We start from the raw sequence: 18,048 nt of genomic DNA, 5'->3' as shown, positions 1-18,048 counted from the left end.
CCCGAGCGCCGTGCGCGCCTCGGCGGGGTTGCGTCCGGCCGACCCGGCTGGGCCGTCGACACCCCCGTCCCGGCCACGGGAACGCCTCCGGCAGCTACCGGTGAACCCGTGCCCGCGGGGGAGGGAGCGCGATGAGCGAACTGCGGTTGGACGGCCTGGAGACCAGGGACGGGGCCGAGGAACTGGTCTGGCCAAGTCAGTCCGAGCCGGGTGGCCCCTCGCGGATTGAGGGTGTGCCCGGGGTCTCTTCGCGGATTGAGGGTGAGCCTGGGGCCTCTTCGCGGACCGAGGGGGTGCCGGGAGCCTCTCTGCGGACCGAAAGGGCACCGCGGCCCCACCCGCGTTCCGAAGGGGCGCCGGAGGCCCTCCCGCGTTCCGAAGGGGCGCCGGAGGCGCGAGCCTCGGCGACGCCACCAGGCGCATCGGACTCGGTGGCCCTCCTTGACGGGGTCCACCCCCAGGCCGAGGCCGTGGCCGCGGGCGGGGTGGGGATCGGCGCTGATGACGGAGGCCGGGCCTCCTCCGAACCCGCGCCCGCCTCCAGACGCGGGGCCGTGGACCCCGTGAAAGCCCTGATGCGCCGGCACCGGGAGCTGTGCGAACGGGCCGTGGACCCGCTGGAGATCGCCGCAGGGCTGGAGGCCCACGGAGTCACCGACCGCACGGCCGCCCGCTTCCGGCACCGGGACGTCTTCTCACTCGCCGAGGAGATGTACGCGCGCGTACCCCGCGACGCGGAGACACCCCCGGAGCGCCGGCCTATGCCCGCCGCGTCCGGGCCGGGCGGCGGCTGGGCGGTCCTCGCCCTTCTCCCGGGCGCCCTCTGCGCGGCGGCAGTGGCCGGTGTACGGCTCACCCACGGCCAACCCCGCCTCGTCGTCGCCACGGCCGGTGCCCTCGCCGTCGCCCTCGGGCTGCGCGCCGCCCTCCGCCGCAGCCCGCTCCGGTCGCCGCTCGGCGCGACCGGCCACAGCGGCACCTGGACCTGCTGGCTGATGGCGTACGCCCTGCTCGGCGACGGACTGCTCGCCGCCGGTCTCGCCGACGGCCCCGACGGTCCCTGGCCCCTGGCCACGGCCCCCGTCCTGGCACTCGCCCTGAGCTGCGCTCCCGCCCTGTGGTGCGCCCACCTCCTCTCCGTACGCGCCCGCCGCAAACTCGTCGCCAGCCGCGGCCTCGCCGACTTCGCCGACTCCGTGAAGCCCCTGCTCCTCGGCGTGTTCGCCCTGTACCTGTGCGCCCTGGTCTCCCTGCTCGCCCTGTGCGGCACGGTCCTGGACGAACCGGCCGTCACCGCGGGGGCGGTCGCCCTCGGCGCACTGCTTCTGCTGGCCCGCATCCTCACCGTCCACGGCTTTCCGCACGCCCCCGCCGTCGTCCTGTGCTCGGCGGCGCTGACCGAGACCTGCGCCCTGGCCACCGTCTTCGCGAGCCGCCTGCCCGGCTGCTCCTTCCTGGCCGTTCCCGTCCGGACGGTCACCGACGCCTGGGGACCAGGCGCCGTCCCCGCCCTGGTCTGCGGCATCGCCGCACTCCTCCTCCTCGTGCACGCCACCCGCACCCTCACCCGGGCCTCGGCCCACGCCCGCCCGCCGGGGGCGACCTGACCCCACCTCGGACGGTCCACGGCGCGGTCACCACAGGCCGCAGCCCGCAACCGAGCCCCACCGGCGCGCGGGACAGCCGTCGCGCGCACCACCTCCCGCGGGGCCGACACCGCGGGACCACCTCATCACCCACGGCACCACCTCATAAGGAGAACGCCAGATGATCACCTCCCGAACCGGAGAGTCCGCCCCGGGAGCCGCCCGATGAGGGTCCTGCTGATCGGAGCCAACGGATACCTCGGCCGTTTCGTCGCCGAACGCCTCCTCGCCGACCCGGCCGTCCAACTCACCGCGCTCGGTCGCGGCGACGACGCCGACGTACGGTTCGACCTCGCCACCGGCAGCCCCGGCGCGCTCACCCGCTTCCTGGACGCGGTCCACCCCGGCGTCGTCATCAACTGCGCCGGAGCCACCCGCGGCGGCGCCCGCGAACTCACCCGGCACAACACCGTCGCCGTCGCCACCGTCTGCGAGGCCCTCCGCCGCAGCGGCTGCGGGGCCCGCCTGGTGCAGATCGGCTGCGGCGCCGAATACGGCCCGAGTCAGCCCGGCTCCTCCACCGCCGAGGACGCCGTGCCCCGCCCCGGCGGCCCGTACGGCGTCAGCAAACTCGCCGCCACCGAACTCGTCCTCGGCTCCGGCCTGGACGCCGTCGTCCTGCGGGTCTTCTCACCCGCCGGGCCCGGCACCCCCGCCGGCTCGCCGCTCGGCCGCCTCGCCGAAGCCATGCGGCGCGCCATGCAGTCCGGCGACGGCGAACTCAAACTCGGCGGCCTCGGCGTCCAACGCGACTTCGTCGACGTCCGGGACGTCGCCCGCGCTGTCCACGCCGCCTCACTCTCCGCCGCCCAGGGCGTGATCAACATCGGGTCCGGCCGTGCCGTGCGCCTCCGCGACGCGGCCGCCGTCCTCGCCCGTGTCGCCGGCTACGGCGGTGCCCTCCACGAACTCGACACCCCGTCCGGGCCCCTCAGGCCGACCATCGGCCACCCCCGGCCCGAACCGGACCACACCCCTCCGGTCGCCTATCCCTACCCGGACGGCTGCGGCAGTTGGCAGCAGGCCGATGTCCGCACCGCCCGCGACCGGCTCGGCTGGCGGCCCCGTATCAATCTGGAGGAGTCCCTCGCCGACATCTGGATGGAGGCCGCATGCCGTATCTGACCTCCACCCCGTCCGGCACCGCCAGCACCGGCCTGAGCGCCGGCCTCGGCATCCCCGGCTATGCGCACCCCCTTGTCGCCCCGCTGGAATGGGGCGAACTCACCCGGCCCGGGGCCCCTCTGCACTGGGTCGTCCTGAACGTCTCCGACGGCCCCGGTACCCGCCCCGACCCGGTCTGTCTGGAAGCCGCGGGACGGCTCCGCAACGGCGGCGTCCGGGTCCTCGGCCACCTCGACGTGACCCATGGCGCGCGCCCCTTCGGTGAGATCGTCGCCGACGCCCACCGCCACCTCGACTGGTACCAGGTCGACGGCTACCTCCTCGACCGCTGCCCCACCGAGCGCGGCGCACTCCCCGGACTCAACCGCACCGTCCTCACCCTCCGGGCGCTCCTCGGCGGCGGCCACATAGTTCTCGGCCACGGCACCCATCCACATCCCGGATATGCCGAGAGCGCCGACCAACTCGTGACCTTCTCGGGGCCCTGGAGCGACTACCGCTGGTCCCAGGTCGCCGAATGGACCGCCGACCATCCTCCTGAACGCTTCTGCCACTTCGTCCACGGTGTGCCCCGCGTCCACCTCGACGAGGCGCTGCGTGTCGCCCGCTGGCAGGGCGCTGCCACGATCTACTTCACCGACCGCACGGACCGGGGCGGCCGAATCGACCCCTGGGCGACCCTGCCCGGCTACTGGGACGACATTGTCTCGCTGGTTGGAACGGGTGTCTCGGAATGAAAAAGGGCGTGGCAGTGTTACTGGGAGAACAACTGTAGTGATTGACCGATCAACGGAGTCCCCGTGTCGCTGCCACCCCTGGTCGAGCCCGCTTCCGAGCTCACCGTAGATGAGGTCCGCAGGTACTCCCGCCACCTGATCATCCCCGACGTCGGGATGGACGGGCAGAAGCGGCTGAAGAACGCCAAGGTGCTCTGTGTGGGCGCCGGCGGCCTGGGCTCGCCGGCGCTGATGTACCTGGCCGCGGCGGGCGTCGGGACGCTCGGCATCGTGGAGTTCGACGAGGTCGACGAGTCGAACCTGCAGCGTCAGATCATCCACAGCCAGGCCGACATCGGCCGCTCCAAGGCCGAGTCCGCCCGCGACTCCGTCCTCGGCATCAACCCGTACGTGAACGTGATCCTTCACGAGGAGCGGCTCGAGGCCGACAACGTGATGGACATCTTCAGCCAGTACGACCTGATCGTCGACGGCACGGACAACTTCGCGACCCGTTACCTGGTCAACGACGCCTGCGTGCTGCTGAACAAGCCGTACGTGTGGGGTTCCATCTACCGCTTCGACGGCCAGGCGTCCGTCTTCTGGTCCGAGCACGGCCCCTGCTACCGCTGCCTGTACCCGGAGCCCCCGCCGCCGGGCATGGTCCCCTCCTGCGCCGAGGGCGGTGTCCTCGGTGTGCTGTGCGCGTCCATCGGCTCCATCCAGGTCACCGAGGCCATCAAGGTCCTCACCGGCACCGGTGAGCCCCTCGTCGGCCGGCTGATGATCTACGACGCCCTCGAGATGCAGTACCGCCAGGTCAAGGTCCGCAAGGACCCGAACTGCGCGGTCTGCGGCGAGAACCCCACCGTCACCGAACTCATCGACTACGAGGCCTTCTGCGGCGTCGTCTCCGAGGAGGCCCAGGAGGCGGCCGCCGGCTCGACGATCACTCCCAAGCAGCTCAAGGAGTGGATCGACGACGGCGAGAACATCGACATCATCGACGTCCGCGAGATCAACGAGTACGAGATCGTCTCGATCCCCGGTGCCCGGCTGATCCCGAAGAACGAGTTCCTCATGGGCTCCGCCCTGGAGAGCCTCCCGCAGGACAAGAAGATCGTCCTGCACTGCAAGACGGGTGTCCGCAGTGCGGAAGTCCTCGCGGTCCTCAAGTCGGCCGGCTTCTCCGACGCCGTCCACGTGGGCGGCGGCGTGATCGGCTGGGTCAACCAGATCGAGCCCGACAAGCCGGTCTACTAGTCCCCTTCCCGCCGTCGGCGGGCGGACGCTTTCCCCGGAGGGGCTCGGCACCGCGTGTGCCGGGCCCCTTTTCGCGGTGGCCACGACTACGTGCAGACCTTTCCGTCCTTCGGCACCCTCCCGGCCAGCAGATACGCGTTCACCGTCGAGTCGACACAGCTGCTGCCGCTGCCGTACGCCCCATGGCCCTCGCCCTTCCAGGTGAGCATCACTCCGACGTCCTCGCCCAGCTCCCGCGCCATCTTCTCGGCGCCCTCGTACGGCGTCGCCGGGTCCCCGGTATTGCCCACGACGAGAACGGGGTCCGCCCCCGGCGCGCTCACCTCCGGTGAGTCCGTCAGACCGGGCACCGGCCAGTCGTGGCACCAGCCCGCGGTGTCCCAGCCCAGGAACTCGCCGAACACGGGCGAGAGCTTCCGGAACTCGGGCAGCAGCGTCTTCGTCTCCTGCGGTGTCGGCCGCTGCTGCTGGTCCAGGCACGATATGACGCGTTGCGAGTGGGTCGTCGTGCCGTAGCGGCCCGAGGGGTCCCGCTCGTTGTAACCGTCGGCGAGCGCCAGCAACTCCGTGCCGTCGCCGTCCTCCGCCGCGTCGAGAGCGCTCGTCAGGCCGGGCCAGCTCTGCTCGCTGTAGAGCGGCAGGACGATACCGGTGATCGCCAGGGTCTGGGTGAGCTCCCGTCCGGAGGTCGTCGGCAGGGGATCGGCGTCGATCCGCTGCAGCAGGTCCGCGATCTTCCGGGTGCCCTTCTTCGGGTCCTGGCCCGTCGACGCGAGGTAGTTGTCGAGGGCGCGCTGGAAGCCCAGGGTCTGGTTCTTCGCGTGGCCCATTGTGTCGGCGGTCGGGTCGACGACCGCGTCGAGCACGAGGCGCCCGACGTTCCCGGGGAAGAGATGGGCGTATACGCCGCCCAACTCCGTGCCGTACGAGATGCCGACGTAGTGCATCTTCCGGTCGCCGACCGCTCGGCGGATGAGGTCCATGTCGCGGGCGGTGTCGGCGGTCGACACATGGGACAGGAGCTTGCCCGCTGCCCGCGCGCAGCCGGCGCCGAAGGAGGCCGCGTCGTCGAAGAAGGCCGTCTCCTCGGCGGCGTCGTCCGGAGTGGCGTCCACCGACTCGGCCGCCTGGATCTCCTTGTCGCTGCGGCAGCGCACCCCCTCACTCCCGCCGACGCCCCGGGGGTCCCAGCTCACCAGGTCGTACCGCTTGTGCAGCTCGCTCGTGAGACCGGCGTACGAGGGCATCGTGGAAACGCCCGAGCCGCCCGGTCCGCCGAAGTTGAACAGGAGCGAGCCGAGCCGTTCGCTCCTGTCGCCGGTCGCCTCGCTGCGGATCAGCGCCAGCCCGATCGTCTCGCCGTCCGGCTTCGACCAGTCCAGCGGGACCTTGAGCGTCGCGCACCGCCAGTCGCCGCCCGGCGCCGGACCCTCCGACGTCGCCTCGCAGCGCCCCCAGTCGAGCTTCTGCGCGGGGAGCGCGGAAGGTGAGGGGACCGCGGATGCGGACGCGGCGCTCTCGCCCTTCCCGCTGTCGGTAGCTCCACTGCAGCCGGCGACCAGCACCGCAGCCGCGGTCAGAGCCGCTCCCCGTAGCCATCGAGCCATGAGCAAATCCCCCCTTACGGCACCACTCGCCGGATATCGCGAATGGCGGTCATGCCATGGTATGCGGACTGCCGCGCTTGCGTCGGGGCCTGTGGATAACGCTCTGACCTGCGGCTTCAGGCGCAGACGGTGCCGGACTTCGGGGCCTTGCCCGTGAGTAGATAACCGTCCACGGCCGCCTTCACGCAGCCGTTCCCGCTGCCGTACGCCCCGTGCCCCTGCCCCTTGTACGTCAGCTCGACACCGACTCCCGCCCCGAGCGCCCCCACCATCTTCCGCGCGCCCTCGTACGGTGTGGCGGGATCGCCCGTGTTGCCGATCACCAGGATCGGCGCCGACCCCGGCGCGCTGACTTCGGGATGGTCTGCCGCGCCGGCGACGGCCCAGTCGGTGCAGGTGAGCATGGACCAGGCGAGCCAGTCACCGAAGACGGGGGAGGCGGCCCGGAACTCGCCCTGCTTCGCCTCCACGTCCTTCGTGGTGTACCGCTGTTTGTCGTCGGCGCAGCTGATGGCGACGTTCGCCGCGGCCAGGTTGCTGTACTCGCCGTTCTCGTTGCGTCCGTTCATCGAGTCGGCCAGCAGCATCAGCAGTCGGCCGTCCCCGTCGTATGCCTGTTGGAGCCCTTCGGTCAGGTAGGGCCAGAGGTCCTTGGAGTACAAGGCCTGCGCGATCCCGGTGGTGGCGGCTGACTCCGTCAGGTCGCGGGGGAAGACACCGGGGATCGGCTTGCGGTCGAGGTCGTCGAGGAGCGTCGTGATGCGGTTCTTGACGTCCTGCGCGGTGTCGCCGACAGGGCACTCCTCCACTTTCGACACACAGTCCTTGGCGAAGTTGTCGAGCGCGAGCTGGAAGCCCTTGGCCTGCCCGAGGCTGCTCTGTTCCGGTGTCTGTGTCGGGTCGACAACGGCGTCGAACACGGCCCGGCCCACGTTCTTGGGGAACAGATGGGCGTAGACGCCGCCGAGTTCGGTGCCGTAGGAGATGCCGAAGTAGTGCAGTTCGTCGTCGCCGAGGACCTCGCGCATCAGGTCCAGGTCGCGGGCGGCGTCGGGGGTGCTGACGTGCGGGAGGGTCTTGCCGGAGTTGTCCTCGCAGGCCGCGTTGAACGTCTTCGTGCTGTCCAGGAGATCCTTCCGCTCGGACGCGTCGTCCGGCGTCTGGTCCTGCTGGAAGTACTCGTCGAGTTCCTCGTCGTCCTCGCACTCGACGCCCGCGCTGCGACCGACTCCCCGCGGATCGAAGCTGACCAGGTCGTAGCGGGTGCGCAGCGTGGTGAAGTCGTCGGCGAAGGCGGGCAGCCCCTTGACGCCCGAGCCCCCGGGGCCGCCGAAGTTGAAGACGAGCGAGCCGATCCGCCGGTCCCGGCTGCCGCTCGACCGCGCCCGGATCAGCGCGATGTCGATCGTGTCGCCCTTGGGATCGCCCCAGTCGAGAGGAGCCTTCATGGTCGCGCACTGCCAGGGGGTGCCGTTCGGCAGGGGCGAGGGGGCAGGGCCGCCGCCCTCGGACGCCGAGGGCGCCGGGCAGTCCTTCCAGTCCAGTTTCTGCGTCGTCAGATCCTCGTCCTTGCCCTTGGCCTCGCCGCCGCAGCCCGCCGCCGACCAGGACAGCACGACGGCCATGGCGGTCAGGGTGACGGCGCGCAGCCGGAGCGAGGTGGGCATGCCCTCATCCTGAAGCCGCCTCGTGCGGTGTGCTCGGGGCGCGGGCCGAGCGGGTGAGAGAGGGCCCGATCCGCCTCCACGCGCGTGGAGGCGGCGCTCCGCCCCTCTAGAGGGCGCCCTTGCGTGTCAGCTGGTTGAAGGCCAGCCACCCCGGCAGCACGGGCAGCCACAGCGTCAGGAGTCGGAACAACAGGACCGCGGGGGCCGCGACCTCCTTGGGGAGGCCGACGGCGATGAGGCCGACCGTCAGTGTGGCCTCGACCGCGCCCACACCGCCGGGCGTCGGCGCCGCCGAGCCCAGCGCGTTGCCCGCGAGGAAGACGACCGCGACGCTGGCGATGCTGATCGAGGCGTTCTCGTCACCGAAGGCGCGGATCGAGGCGTCCAGACACATCACGAAGCAGCCGGTGAGGAGCAGCATGCCGCCGATGCCGGTGACCAGCTTCTGCGGCCGCTGCAGCACGTCGAGCATGCGTGGGACGACACCGGCGAAGAGAGACCGCACGCGCGTGACGACGAACTTCCGCAGGAAGGGGATCGACGTCACCACCAGGACGAGCACCGCGACCGTCAACAGGCCCGCGATGACCGTGCGGGACGGCGACAGGGACGGCGTCTTCTCGGTTCCGGTGAGATAGCCGAAGGCGAGCAGCATCAGGATGTGGCAGCCGAGTCCGAACAACTGCGAGGCGCCCACACTGGCCACCGCGAGACCCGGCCGTACCCCCGCCCGCTGCAGGAAGCGCGTGTTGAGCGCCACACCGCCCACCGCCGCCGGGGCGACGATCTTCACGAACGACCCGGCGACCTGCGCGGCCACCGTGCGGGGGAACGGCACCCGCTCCGGTACGAAGCCCAGCAGGCTCATCGCGGCGGCCACATAGCTCAGCGCGGAGAAGAACACCGCCGCGGCGACCCAGCCCCATTCGGCGTTCTTGATGAGCGGCCCGAACTCGATGTGCGTCAGCTGCGTCAACAGGAAGTACGCGCCGATGGCACCGGCGATGAAACTGATCAGGGTGCGCGGCCGGACCCGTTCCAGGCGGGCCGGTTCGACGGGGGCCTGCGGCCTGATGAGCAGCACCTGGTGGCGGATCTGGGTGAGCAGGTCCTCCTCGCGGGCCTCTTCCAGGGCCTCGTCGATGGCCCGCTTCTCCGCCCGCTGCTCGGCTCGTACGGCCTTCTTGGCGGTCTTGCCCGCCTCGGCCTCCTTGTGCTCCTCCGCGCGGGCCTGCTTGGCGAGCTGGGAGGCCTCCAGGACCGCCTCGCGTTCGCGCTCCGCCCGCTCCCGGGCCAGTCTCCGCAGCGTCGCGCGCGTGGAGCGTGACAACGCGATGGGCTGCAGCATCGGCAGACAGTCGGCCACCGCGTCGGGGCCGAGGACGCTCACCGCCGACGCCACCGCCCGCTCGGCGCCCACCCGGAGTCCGAGTGTGGTCAGGAGCTGGGAGACGTCCATGCGGAGCACCAGGTCTCCGGCCGCGATCTCACCGACGCGCAGATCGGTCAGGACCACCGTGCCGGAACGATCCACCAGAATCGCGTCGCCCACCAGCCTGCGGTGCGCGATCCGGCGTGACTGCAGGGCCTTCACCTGGGCCCAGGTGTCGTGCAGCAGTTCGTCGGTGACCTCGTCGTCCGACAGCGAGTCCAGGGTGCGTCCGCCGGTGTGCTCGTAGACGAGCATCACCGCGTCCGGTCCCAGTTCGGAGGTCGCGATCAGCTTGGGGGCGTTGGCGCCGGCCGCGATGGCCGCGTACGCGAGGAGTGCCTCCTGCTCCAGGGCCTGGCGCAGGGACTGCAGACTGCGGCGCGTGGTGATGCCGCGCAGGGTCAGCCGCCGCCAGACGCGGTAGAAGAAGCCCTGCGCCTGCTGCTCCCGGTCGACGACGGTGACGTCGAGGGGTGGGCCGTCCTCCAGCGTCACGAAGTACCGGCGGCCCCGGTCGCCGCCTTCCGTGGCGTCCGAGGCCTCCTCGCGGGCGGCGCTCACCGGCTTGAAGCCGACCCGCCTGAGGCCCGCCATCAGGGTCCGGCCGGTGGGGCGCACGTTCGGTGAGCCGACGGCGTAGAGCGTCCCGTAGGCGACCGTCCAGCCGATGAGCACCGTCAGGATGATCGAGAACGGCGTCGTGTAGCCGGCGACCAGCATGGAGAACGTGTCCAGCAGGAGCACGATCCACAGCACCGCACGCCAGCGGGGTCTGCGGGACATGCCCACGGCCGTCATGTAGGCGATGACCGGCGCGAGATAGCCGTGGACGGGGTCCGTGAGGGCGTGGATGTCGCCGGGGGAGGGCTGGGTCAGCGCCTCCTGGATCGAGTCCGGGGCGGTACGGGCGACCCACAGGTCCGTCGCCAGGGTCACCCCGTGCGCCAGGACCGCCGCGAGCACACCGTCCGCGATGCGCAGCCCGTCCCGCTTGACCAGGCGCTCGATCGCGAAGGCGACCGGGACCAGCAGGATCGCGATGCTCGACCCCAGGCCCGCGAGCTTGATCATCAGGTCGGGTGCCTGGCCCGTGCCCTTGTTGATGTCCTGTTCGAGGCCGGCCGTGGTGCCGTGCGCGAACGCGGCGATCGCCAGCAGGACGATGATCCCGAGGATGCCGACCGACAGCCGCATGAGGTCCGAGGGACGGTGCACGCGCGCGGGGAGTAGCGGTTCGTCGCCCTCGACCGCTTCGGTGTGCCCCTCGTCCGGGACGTCGGTATCCGGGCCGACCTGCGACGACGTGTCGTCGTGCCGGTCGTCGTGCGCCCTGGGGGAGAGCGATGTCTCCGTGGGCGCGATGTTCGCCGGGTCCTTCGGGTCGGCGGTCTCGGCGCCCTTGTCGTCCCCGTCGGCGGCGTCCGGGCGCGACGAGGCGTCAGAGGTGCCCGCCGCGTCATCGGGGTGCACGCTCTGCTGCTTCATCGTCTCTTCTTGGTCTCGTATCACCAGTCACCGCCCGCACGATGGTGGCATGCCGGGTGGGCACACAGGGGCATCAGGGTGCAATGCGGGGGCGCACAGTCTGCCCGAAGACCGTCCTCGGAGCGAGGGACGCACGCGTCGGCCACCACGTCCCATTGTCGGTGGGGTGGGGCAGGATGGGCCGGATGAGCGAGGAGAGCCTTCCGGCGGACGCCCTGCCGGAGTACGCGGAGCGGGTCCTCGAGGTCGCCGAGCTGATCCCGCCCGGGCGGGTCATGACGTACGGGGACGTCGCCGAGTGGCTGGGGGAGGGCGGCCCGCGCCAGGTGGGCCGCGTGATGGCCCTCTACGGGGGTGCCGTGCCGTGGTGGCGGGTGGTCCGCGCGGACGGCCATCTGCTGCCCGGCCACGAGCTGAGAGCGCTGGGTCACTACCGGACGGAGGGCACGCCCCTGCGTGAGGCGAGTCGCGCCGCCGAGGGTCATGTGCCGCGCCTCGACATGAAACGGGCGCGCTGGGACGGCGGCGAACGCACCGGCTGGGACGGCGGCGAACGCGCGGAAGATCACACCTGACGGCATTCCGCGTCCGACGGCCGCCGAGGCGCCCCCGAACGGGGGAAGCGGGGCACGTCGGTGGCATGCCGTACGTTCGTGGGGCGAGGGACGCACAGGCCGCGTGAGTCGGGAGGGAACAAGAGGAAGCTGAGCTTCCGCACCACCCGTCGGCGTAGCGTCGGCTGCACGTGTCCCCCTCACCCCGCGGCCACCGCTCTCCACGAGCAGGGGCAGGGCAACCAGCACACCCACCAGGACCGGCGAACCACGTGAGCTCCTCTTCCTCCACCAGGCGCCTGTCGCACACCCAGATGCGACAGGGGAGCCGTGGCGCTTACCGACTGGTGCGTACCCCACCGGTCCGATCGAGTCCCCCTCGTCTGGACGCCCAGCAGGCCGCCGTGGTTGACCACGAGACGGGCCCCATGCTCGTTCTCGCAGGTCCGGGCACTGGAAAGACGACCACCCTCGTCGAGTCCGTGGCGGCCCGCGTCGCCCGCGGAACCGATCCCGAGCGCGTCCTCGTCCTGACCTTCAGCCGCAAGGCGGCCGTCGAGCTGCGCGACCGCATGGCGCTGCGCATGGGCGCCGCGCGCGCCCCCCGGGCCACCACGTTCCACTCGTTCTGCTACGCCCTGGTCCGCGCCCACCAGGACAGCGACCTGTTCGTCGAACCACTGCGCCTGCTGTCCGGTCCCGAGCAGGACGTCGCCGTCCGTGAGCTGCTCGCGGGCCAGCCCGACCTCGAACGCCTCGGCCTCGCGCACGTGCGCTGGCCGGACGAGCTGCGCGCCTGCCTCACCACGCGCGGGTTCGCCGACGAGGTCCGCGCGGTCCTCGCCCGCAGCCGTGAGCTGGGCCTGGCCCCCGCCGACCTGCGGGCCTTCGCCGACCGCATCGGCCGTCCCGACTGGCGCGCGGCCTCCGCCTTCCTCGCCGAGTACCTCGACGTCCTCGACCTGCAAGGGGTCCTCGACTACGCGGAACTCGTCCACCGCGCGGTCCTCCTCGCCGGTCGGCCCGGCGTCGCCGAACAGCTGGCCGGGCAGTACGACGCGGTCTACGTCGACGAGTACCAGGACACCGATCCGGCGCAGGTACGGCTGCTGAGGGCCCTCGCGGGCGGCGGCCGTACCCTGGTCGCCCTCGGCGACCCCGACCAGTCGATCTACACGTTCCGGGGCGCCGATGTGAACGGCATCCTGGACTTTCCGGCCGCCTTCCCCCGCGCGGACGGCCGCCCCGCGCCGGTCGCCGTCCTCCGGACCTCCCGCCGCTCGGGGGCCGACCTGCTCGCGGCCACCCGACTGCTCACGCAGCGCATGCCGCTCACCCGCCTCCCGGCGGAGAAGGTACGGGCCCACCGCGAGCTCCGACCGGAACGGGACGGCGGCCGCGTCGAGGTCTACACGTACCCCACGCCGGGCACCGAACTGGACAACATCGCGGACGTCCTGCGCCGGGCCCACCTGGAGGACGGTGTCCCCTGGGGCGAGATGGCCGTCCTGGTACGCGCGGGTGCCCGCACGATCCCGTCGATGCGACGTGCCCTCACGGCAGCGGGCGTACCCCTGGAGATCGACGGCGACGACCTGCCACTCCGTCACGAGCCGGCCGTACAGCCCCTCCTGACGGCCCTGCGAGCAGTCGCCCGGGCGGAGCTGGGGGACACCGGCTCGACGGCCGCACAGGGGCCGGTGGAGCCCGTGGAGGGCGCGGAGGCAGAAGAGGACGCGAAGGCAGAAGAGGGCGCGAGGGCCGAGGAGGGCGCGAGGGCCGAGGAAGGTGAGAAGGCAGAGGAGGCCGGAACAGGAGGGGCGCAGGAGGGGGGCTACGAGCCCGACGCCGGTCCGGCGGCGGAGTCCGGCGAGCCGCCCGGCGCCCCCGAGCCGGCCACGTGCTGGCTGGACACCGAGACCGCGCTCACCCTCCTCGCCTCCCCCCTCGCCGGTATGGACACCGCCGATCTGCGGCGGCTGGGTCGTGCCCTGCGCGAGGAGGAGCGGGCCGGCGGCAACCCCGTGCCGCCGCCCTCGGACGAGTTGCTGGCCCGCGCCCTGGCCGAACCGGAACGGCTGGTCGCCCACGACCCCGTGTACGCGCGGGGCGCGCAACGCCTCGGCGCGCTGCTGCGGAAGGCACGGGAGCGCCTTGCCGGCGGCGGCACGGCCGAGGAGGCACTGTGGGACCTGTGGGACGGCACACCGTGGCCCAGGCGTCTGGAGCGGGCCGCCCGGCGCGGCGGCGCGGCCGGACGCAACGCGGACCGGGACCTCGACGCCGTGTGCGCGCTGTTCGCCACCGCGGCCCGCGCGGAGGAACGCACCGGAGGTCTCGGCGCGCTCAACTTCCTCGCGGAGATCGAGGCGGAGGACATCGCCGCCGACACGCTCACCGGCAGGGCGGTGCGCCCCGACGCCGTACGCCTGGTGACCGCGCACCGCTCCAAGGGCCTCCAGTGGCGCCTGGTCGTCGTCGCGGGCGTCCAGGAGGGACTCTGGCCGGACCTGCGCCGCCGTGGTTCGCTCCTGGAGGCCGACCGCATCGGCCGCGACGGCCTCGCCGAACCGCTCACCCCCGGAGCGCTGCTCGCCGAGGAGCGGCGTCTGTTCTACGTGGCCACCACGCGCGCGCGTGAACGCCTCGTCGTCACCGCGGTGAAGGCCCCCGCCGACGACGGCGACCAGCCTTCCCGCTTCCTCGCCGAACTCGGCGTGGAACCCAAGGACGTGACCGGCCGCCCCCGCCGCCCGCTCTCCGTCGCCGCCCTCGTGGCCGAGCTGCGAGCCACGACGGTCGACCCGCGGGTGTCGGACGCGCTGCGTGAGGCGGCCGCCCGGCGACTGGCCAGGCTCGCCGCCCTGAGCGACGAGGACGGCCGTCCCCTGGTGCCGTCGGCGCACCCGTACCGCTGGTGGGGCATGTTCGAACCCACCGAGAGCAAGGTCCCGCTCAGGAACCGCGACCAGCCCGTCGTGCTGTCCGGCAGCGCCCTCGACCAGCTCGCCAACACCTGTGCCCTGCAGTGGTTCCTGGGGCGCGAGGTGAAGGCCGACGCGCCCGCGACCGCCGCCCAGGGCTTCGGTAACGTCGTGCACGTTCTCGCGGACGAGGTCGCCTCCGGACGCACCCCCGCCGACCTCGACGTCCTCATGGAGCGCCTCGACTCCGTGTGGAACGCGCTCGCCTTCGACGCGCCCTGGAAGTCCGACCAGGAGAAGCAGCACGCGCGCGTGGCGCTCGAACGTTTCCTGACCTGGCACGTCGACTCGAACGGGCTGCGCGCCGGGCGCACCCCGGTGGCCAGCGAGCAGGACTTCGACGTGACCCTGGAAGCGGGTGACTACGAGGTGCGCATCCGGGGGTCCATGGACCGCGTCGAGACCGACGCCGAAGGCCGCGCCTACGTGGTCGACTTCAAGACCGGCAAACAGGCGCCGACCGCCGCCGAGGTCGAACGGCACCCGCAGCTCGCCGTCTACCAGCTCGCGGTCCGCGAGGGGGCCGTCGACGAGCCCTTCGGTGGCGCACGGCCCGAACCGGGCGGCGCCGAACTCGTCCAGCTGCGGCAGGGCGCCGCCAAGAAGAACGGCGGCGAGACGCTTCCCAAGGTGCAGGCTCAGGGGCCTCTGGAGGGCGACTGGGTCGGCGGCCTCCTCGCCAACGCCGCCGGCAAGGTCCTCGACGAGCGCTTCTCCCCGACCGCAGGACAACACTGTGCACACTGCGCTTTCCGGGCGTCCTGCAGTGCCCGCCCGGAGGGCCGCCACGTGGTCGAGTGACCGACGTGATCCACGGCACCACCCGCGCTGACCAGCACTTCTCCCCGCCCGGACGGTGATCCGGCGTCCGCTGTCAGTGGCCGCCGCTAGCCTCTCTGGGGTGTCCGCCCGAATCACTGATCCCGAGCAGCTCAAGGAGCTCCTGGGCATCCCGTTCACCCCGGAGCAGACGGCCTGCATCATCGCGCCGCCTGCCCCGCAGGTGATCGTGGCCGGAGCCGGCTCGGGCAAGACCACGGTGATGGCCGCGCGCGTGGTCTGGCTGGTCGGCACCGGACAGGTCGCCCCCGAACAGGTGCTCGGCCTGACCTTCACCAACAAGGCGGCCGGCGAACTCGCCGAGCGGGTGCGCAAGGCCCTGGTCAAGGCGGGCATCACCGACCCCGACGTGATCGACCCCGACAATCCCCCGGGCGAGCCCGTCATCTCCACGTACCACGCCTTCGCGGGCCGGCTCCTCACCGATCACGGGCTGCGCATCGGACTGGAGCCCACCTCCCGCCTGCTCGCCGACGCCACCCGCTACCAGCTGGCCGCGCGCGTGCTCCGCGAGTCCCCGGGCCCCTACCCGGCGCTCACCCGCTCCTTCCCCGACCTCGTCAGCGACCTCCTCGCGCTCGACTCCGAACTCGCCGAGCACCTCGTACGCCCCGAGGAACTGCGCGCGTACGACGCCGAGCTGCTGCGCGACCTGGAGAGCGCCAAGCTCTCCAACGCGGACCTCCGCAAGGTCCCCGAGGCGGCCGCCGCCCGCCGGGAACTCGCGGAGCTGGTCGGCCGCTACCGAGCCGCCAAGCGCGAACGGGACCTCCTCGACTTCGGCGACCAGATCGCCCTGTCGGCCGGTCTCGGCCGACTTCCCGAGGTCGGCCGCCTGCTGCGGGACGAGTTCCGGGTGGTCCTGCTCGACGAGTACCAGGACACCTCCGTCGCCCAACGCGTCCTGCTCGCGGGCCTGTTCGGCGGCGGCACCGGTCACCCTGTGACCGCCGTCGGCGACCCCTGCCAGGCCATCTACGGCTGGCGGGGCGCCTCCGTCGCCAACCTCGACGACTTCCCCGAGCACTTCGCCCACTCCGACGGCCGCCCCGCGACCCGCCAGGCGCTCAGCGAGAACCGCCGCAGCGGCGGCCGCCTCCTCGACCTCGCCAACGGCCTCGCCGAGCCCCTGCGCGCGATGCACGCGGGCGTGGAGGCCCTCAGGCCCGCCCCGGGAGCCGAGCGCGACGGCCTGGTCCGCTGCGCCCTGCTGCCGACCCACGCCGAGGAACTCGACTGGATCGCCGACTCGATCGCCCACCTCGTCCGCACCGGCAAGGAACCGGGCGAGATCGCGGTCCTGTGCCGTACGGCCACCGACTTCGCCGACATCCAGGGCGCGCTCGTCGCCCGTGACATCCCGGTCGAGGTCGTCGGCCTCTCCGGGCTGCTCCACCTCCCCGAGGTGGCCGACCTCGTCGCCGTCTGCGAGGTCCTCCAGGACCCCGGCGCCAACGCCTCCCTGGTCCGCCTGCTCACCGGCCCGCGCTGGCGCATCGGCCCCCGCGACCTCGCCCTCCTGGGACGCCGGGCCAGGCTTCTCGTGTCGCACGCGCGCGTGGGCGCCGACGACGATCCGGACCGCCGGCTCGCCGCCGCCGTCGAGGGCGTCGACCCGGCCGAGGTGATCTCGCTGGCCGACGCGCTCGACACGTTCCTCGAACTGCCCCTCGAAGCGGAGGGCGAGGACGACGGGCTGCCCTTCTCACCGGACGCGCGCGTACGGTTCGCCCGCCTCGCCGCCGAACTGCGCGACCTGCGCCGCTCGCTCGCCGACCCGCTCATGGACGTCCTCCACCGGGTGCTCGCCGTCACCGGCCTCGAAGTCGAACTCTCCGCCTCCCCGCACGCCCTCGCCGCCCGTCGCCGCGAGACCCTCTCCAACTTCCTCGACGTCGCCGCCTCCTTCGCCGCCAACAGCGAGGGTGAGGCCACCCTGCTCGCCTTCCTCGGCTTCCTGCGCACGGCCGCCCAGTACGAGAAGGGCCTCGACAACGCCCTTCCGGGCGGCGAGAACACCGTCAAGGTGCTCACCGCCCACAAGTCCAAGGGGCTGGAATGGGACGTCGTCGCCGTTCCCGGCCTCGTCACCGGGACCTTCCCCAGCACCCAGGGCCGCGAGAAGTGGACCGCGCAGGGCAGGGTCCTGCCGCACGAACTGCGCGGCGACGCCGACACCCTCCCCGATGTGGAGGCCTGGGACTCACGCGGCCTGAAGGCCTTCCACGAGGCCATGAAGGACCACCAGCACACCGAGGAACTCCGCCTCGGCTACGTGACGTTCACCCGGCCCCGCTCCCTGCTCCTCGGCTCCGGCCACTGGTGGGGCCCCTCGCAGAAGCGCCCACGCGGCCCGTCCGACTTCCTCACGGCCCTTCACGACCACTGCGCCGCCGGGTTCGGAGAGATCGAGGTCTGGGCCGACGCACCCGAGGAGGGCGCGGAGAACCCCGCCCTGCGCGAGGCGTCCGCCGACCACGCCTGGCCGCTCCCGCTGGACGGCACGGCCCTGACCCGCCGCCGCGCGGCCGCCGAGACCGTCCTGACCCACCTGGAGCGCGCCTCCGCCCCCGAGGACACCCACCCCGACGGTGCGGACGACCCGTACGCCTACGCGGACCCGGACTGGCCGCCTCCACCGGACGACGAGCACCTGGACGACGACCACCCGGACCACCTCCCCGAGGACCTCCCGGAGGAACGCCTTCCCGAGGAGGACGCCGCCGACT

Annotated in this window: 10 protein-coding genes; 7 read left to right on the top strand and 3 right to left on the bottom strand. The window is 72.4% G+C overall.

All coding sequences use genetic code 11. The features are described 5' to 3' along the window. Window positions 1-131 precede the first annotated feature (131 nt). The 4 genes from AOK23_RS22035 to moeZ all read left to right on the top strand — a co-directional run bounded on the left by AOK23_RS22035 (window position 132) and on the right by moeZ (window position 4,750). Window positions 132-1,607, top strand: a complete 1,476-nt coding sequence (locus AOK23_RS22035; RefSeq protein ID WP_240496493.1) for a hypothetical protein — start codon at window positions 132-134, stop codon at window positions 1,605-1,607. Window positions 1,608-1,811: 204 nt separating this feature from the next. Continuing rightward, window positions 1,812-2,771 carry an NAD-dependent epimerase/dehydratase family protein gene (locus AOK23_RS22030; protein ID WP_055714409.1) on the top strand — a complete coding sequence of 320 codons (960 nt, stop codon included), beginning with the start codon at window positions 1,812-1,814 and terminating at the stop codon, window positions 2,769-2,771. Then, a complete protein-coding gene (locus AOK23_RS22025) occupies window positions 2,759-3,508 on the top strand; it encodes a spherulation-specific family 4 protein (protein ID WP_055714408.1) in 750 nt (249 codons plus the stop codon). The genes AOK23_RS22030 and AOK23_RS22025 overlap by 13 nt, the downstream gene beginning before the upstream one ends. 63 nt (window positions 3,509-3,571) lie before the next feature. Further along, a complete protein-coding gene (moeZ, locus tag AOK23_RS22020; RefSeq protein ID WP_055514434.1) occupies window positions 3,572-4,750 on the top strand; it encodes an adenylyltransferase/sulfurtransferase MoeZ in 1,179 nt (392 codons plus the stop codon). Between the two features lie 86 nt (window positions 4,751-4,836). Here moeZ and AOK23_RS22015 read toward each other — a convergent pair whose 3' ends face one another. From AOK23_RS22015 to AOK23_RS22005, 3 genes are all read right to left on the bottom strand, one after another. After that, window positions 4,837-6,357: an alpha/beta hydrolase gene (locus AOK23_RS22015; RefSeq protein WP_055714407.1), complete on the bottom strand. Its 1,521-nt coding sequence runs from the start codon at window positions 6,355-6,357 to the stop codon at window positions 4,837-4,839. A 116-nt stretch (window positions 6,358-6,473) separates the two neighbouring features. Further along, window positions 6,474-8,024, bottom strand: a complete 1,551-nt coding sequence (locus AOK23_RS22010; RefSeq protein WP_055714406.1) for an alpha/beta hydrolase — start codon at window positions 8,022-8,024, stop codon at window positions 6,474-6,476. Between the two features lie 106 nt (window positions 8,025-8,130). Beyond that, the gene (locus AOK23_RS22005) at window positions 8,131-10,941 is read right to left on the bottom strand and encodes a lysylphosphatidylglycerol synthase transmembrane domain-containing protein (protein WP_055714405.1); all 2,811 of its coding nucleotides are present in this window, start codon (window positions 10,939-10,941) and stop codon (window positions 8,131-8,133) included. Between the two features lie 185 nt (window positions 10,942-11,126). On the opposite strand from AOK23_RS22005, the gene AOK23_RS22000 reads away from it, so the two are divergent. From AOK23_RS22000 to AOK23_RS21990, 3 genes are all read left to right on the top strand, one after another. Next, window positions 11,127-11,516 carry an MGMT family protein gene (locus tag AOK23_RS22000; RefSeq protein WP_055714404.1) on the top strand — a complete coding sequence of 130 codons (390 nt, stop codon included), beginning with the start codon at window positions 11,127-11,129 and terminating at the stop codon, window positions 11,514-11,516. A 251-nt stretch (window positions 11,517-11,767) separates the two neighbouring features. After that, window positions 11,768-15,280: an ATP-dependent helicase gene (locus AOK23_RS21995; protein ID WP_107102837.1), complete on the top strand. Its 3,513-nt coding sequence runs from the start codon at window positions 11,768-11,770 to the stop codon at window positions 15,278-15,280. 100 nt (window positions 15,281-15,380) lie between these two features. Next, a partial coding sequence (locus tag AOK23_RS21990; protein WP_055714402.1) for an ATP-dependent helicase occupies window positions 15,381-18,048 on the top strand: 2,668 nt, incomplete at its 3' end.

The sequence above is a fragment of the Streptomyces torulosus genome (assembly GCF_001419765.1).
Lineage (GTDB): Bacteria > Actinomycetota > Actinomycetes > Streptomycetales > Streptomycetaceae > Streptomyces > Streptomyces torulosus.
The sequence above is the reverse complement of the archived record's forward strand: the minus strand, read 5'-3'. Positions and strand labels throughout refer to the sequence as shown.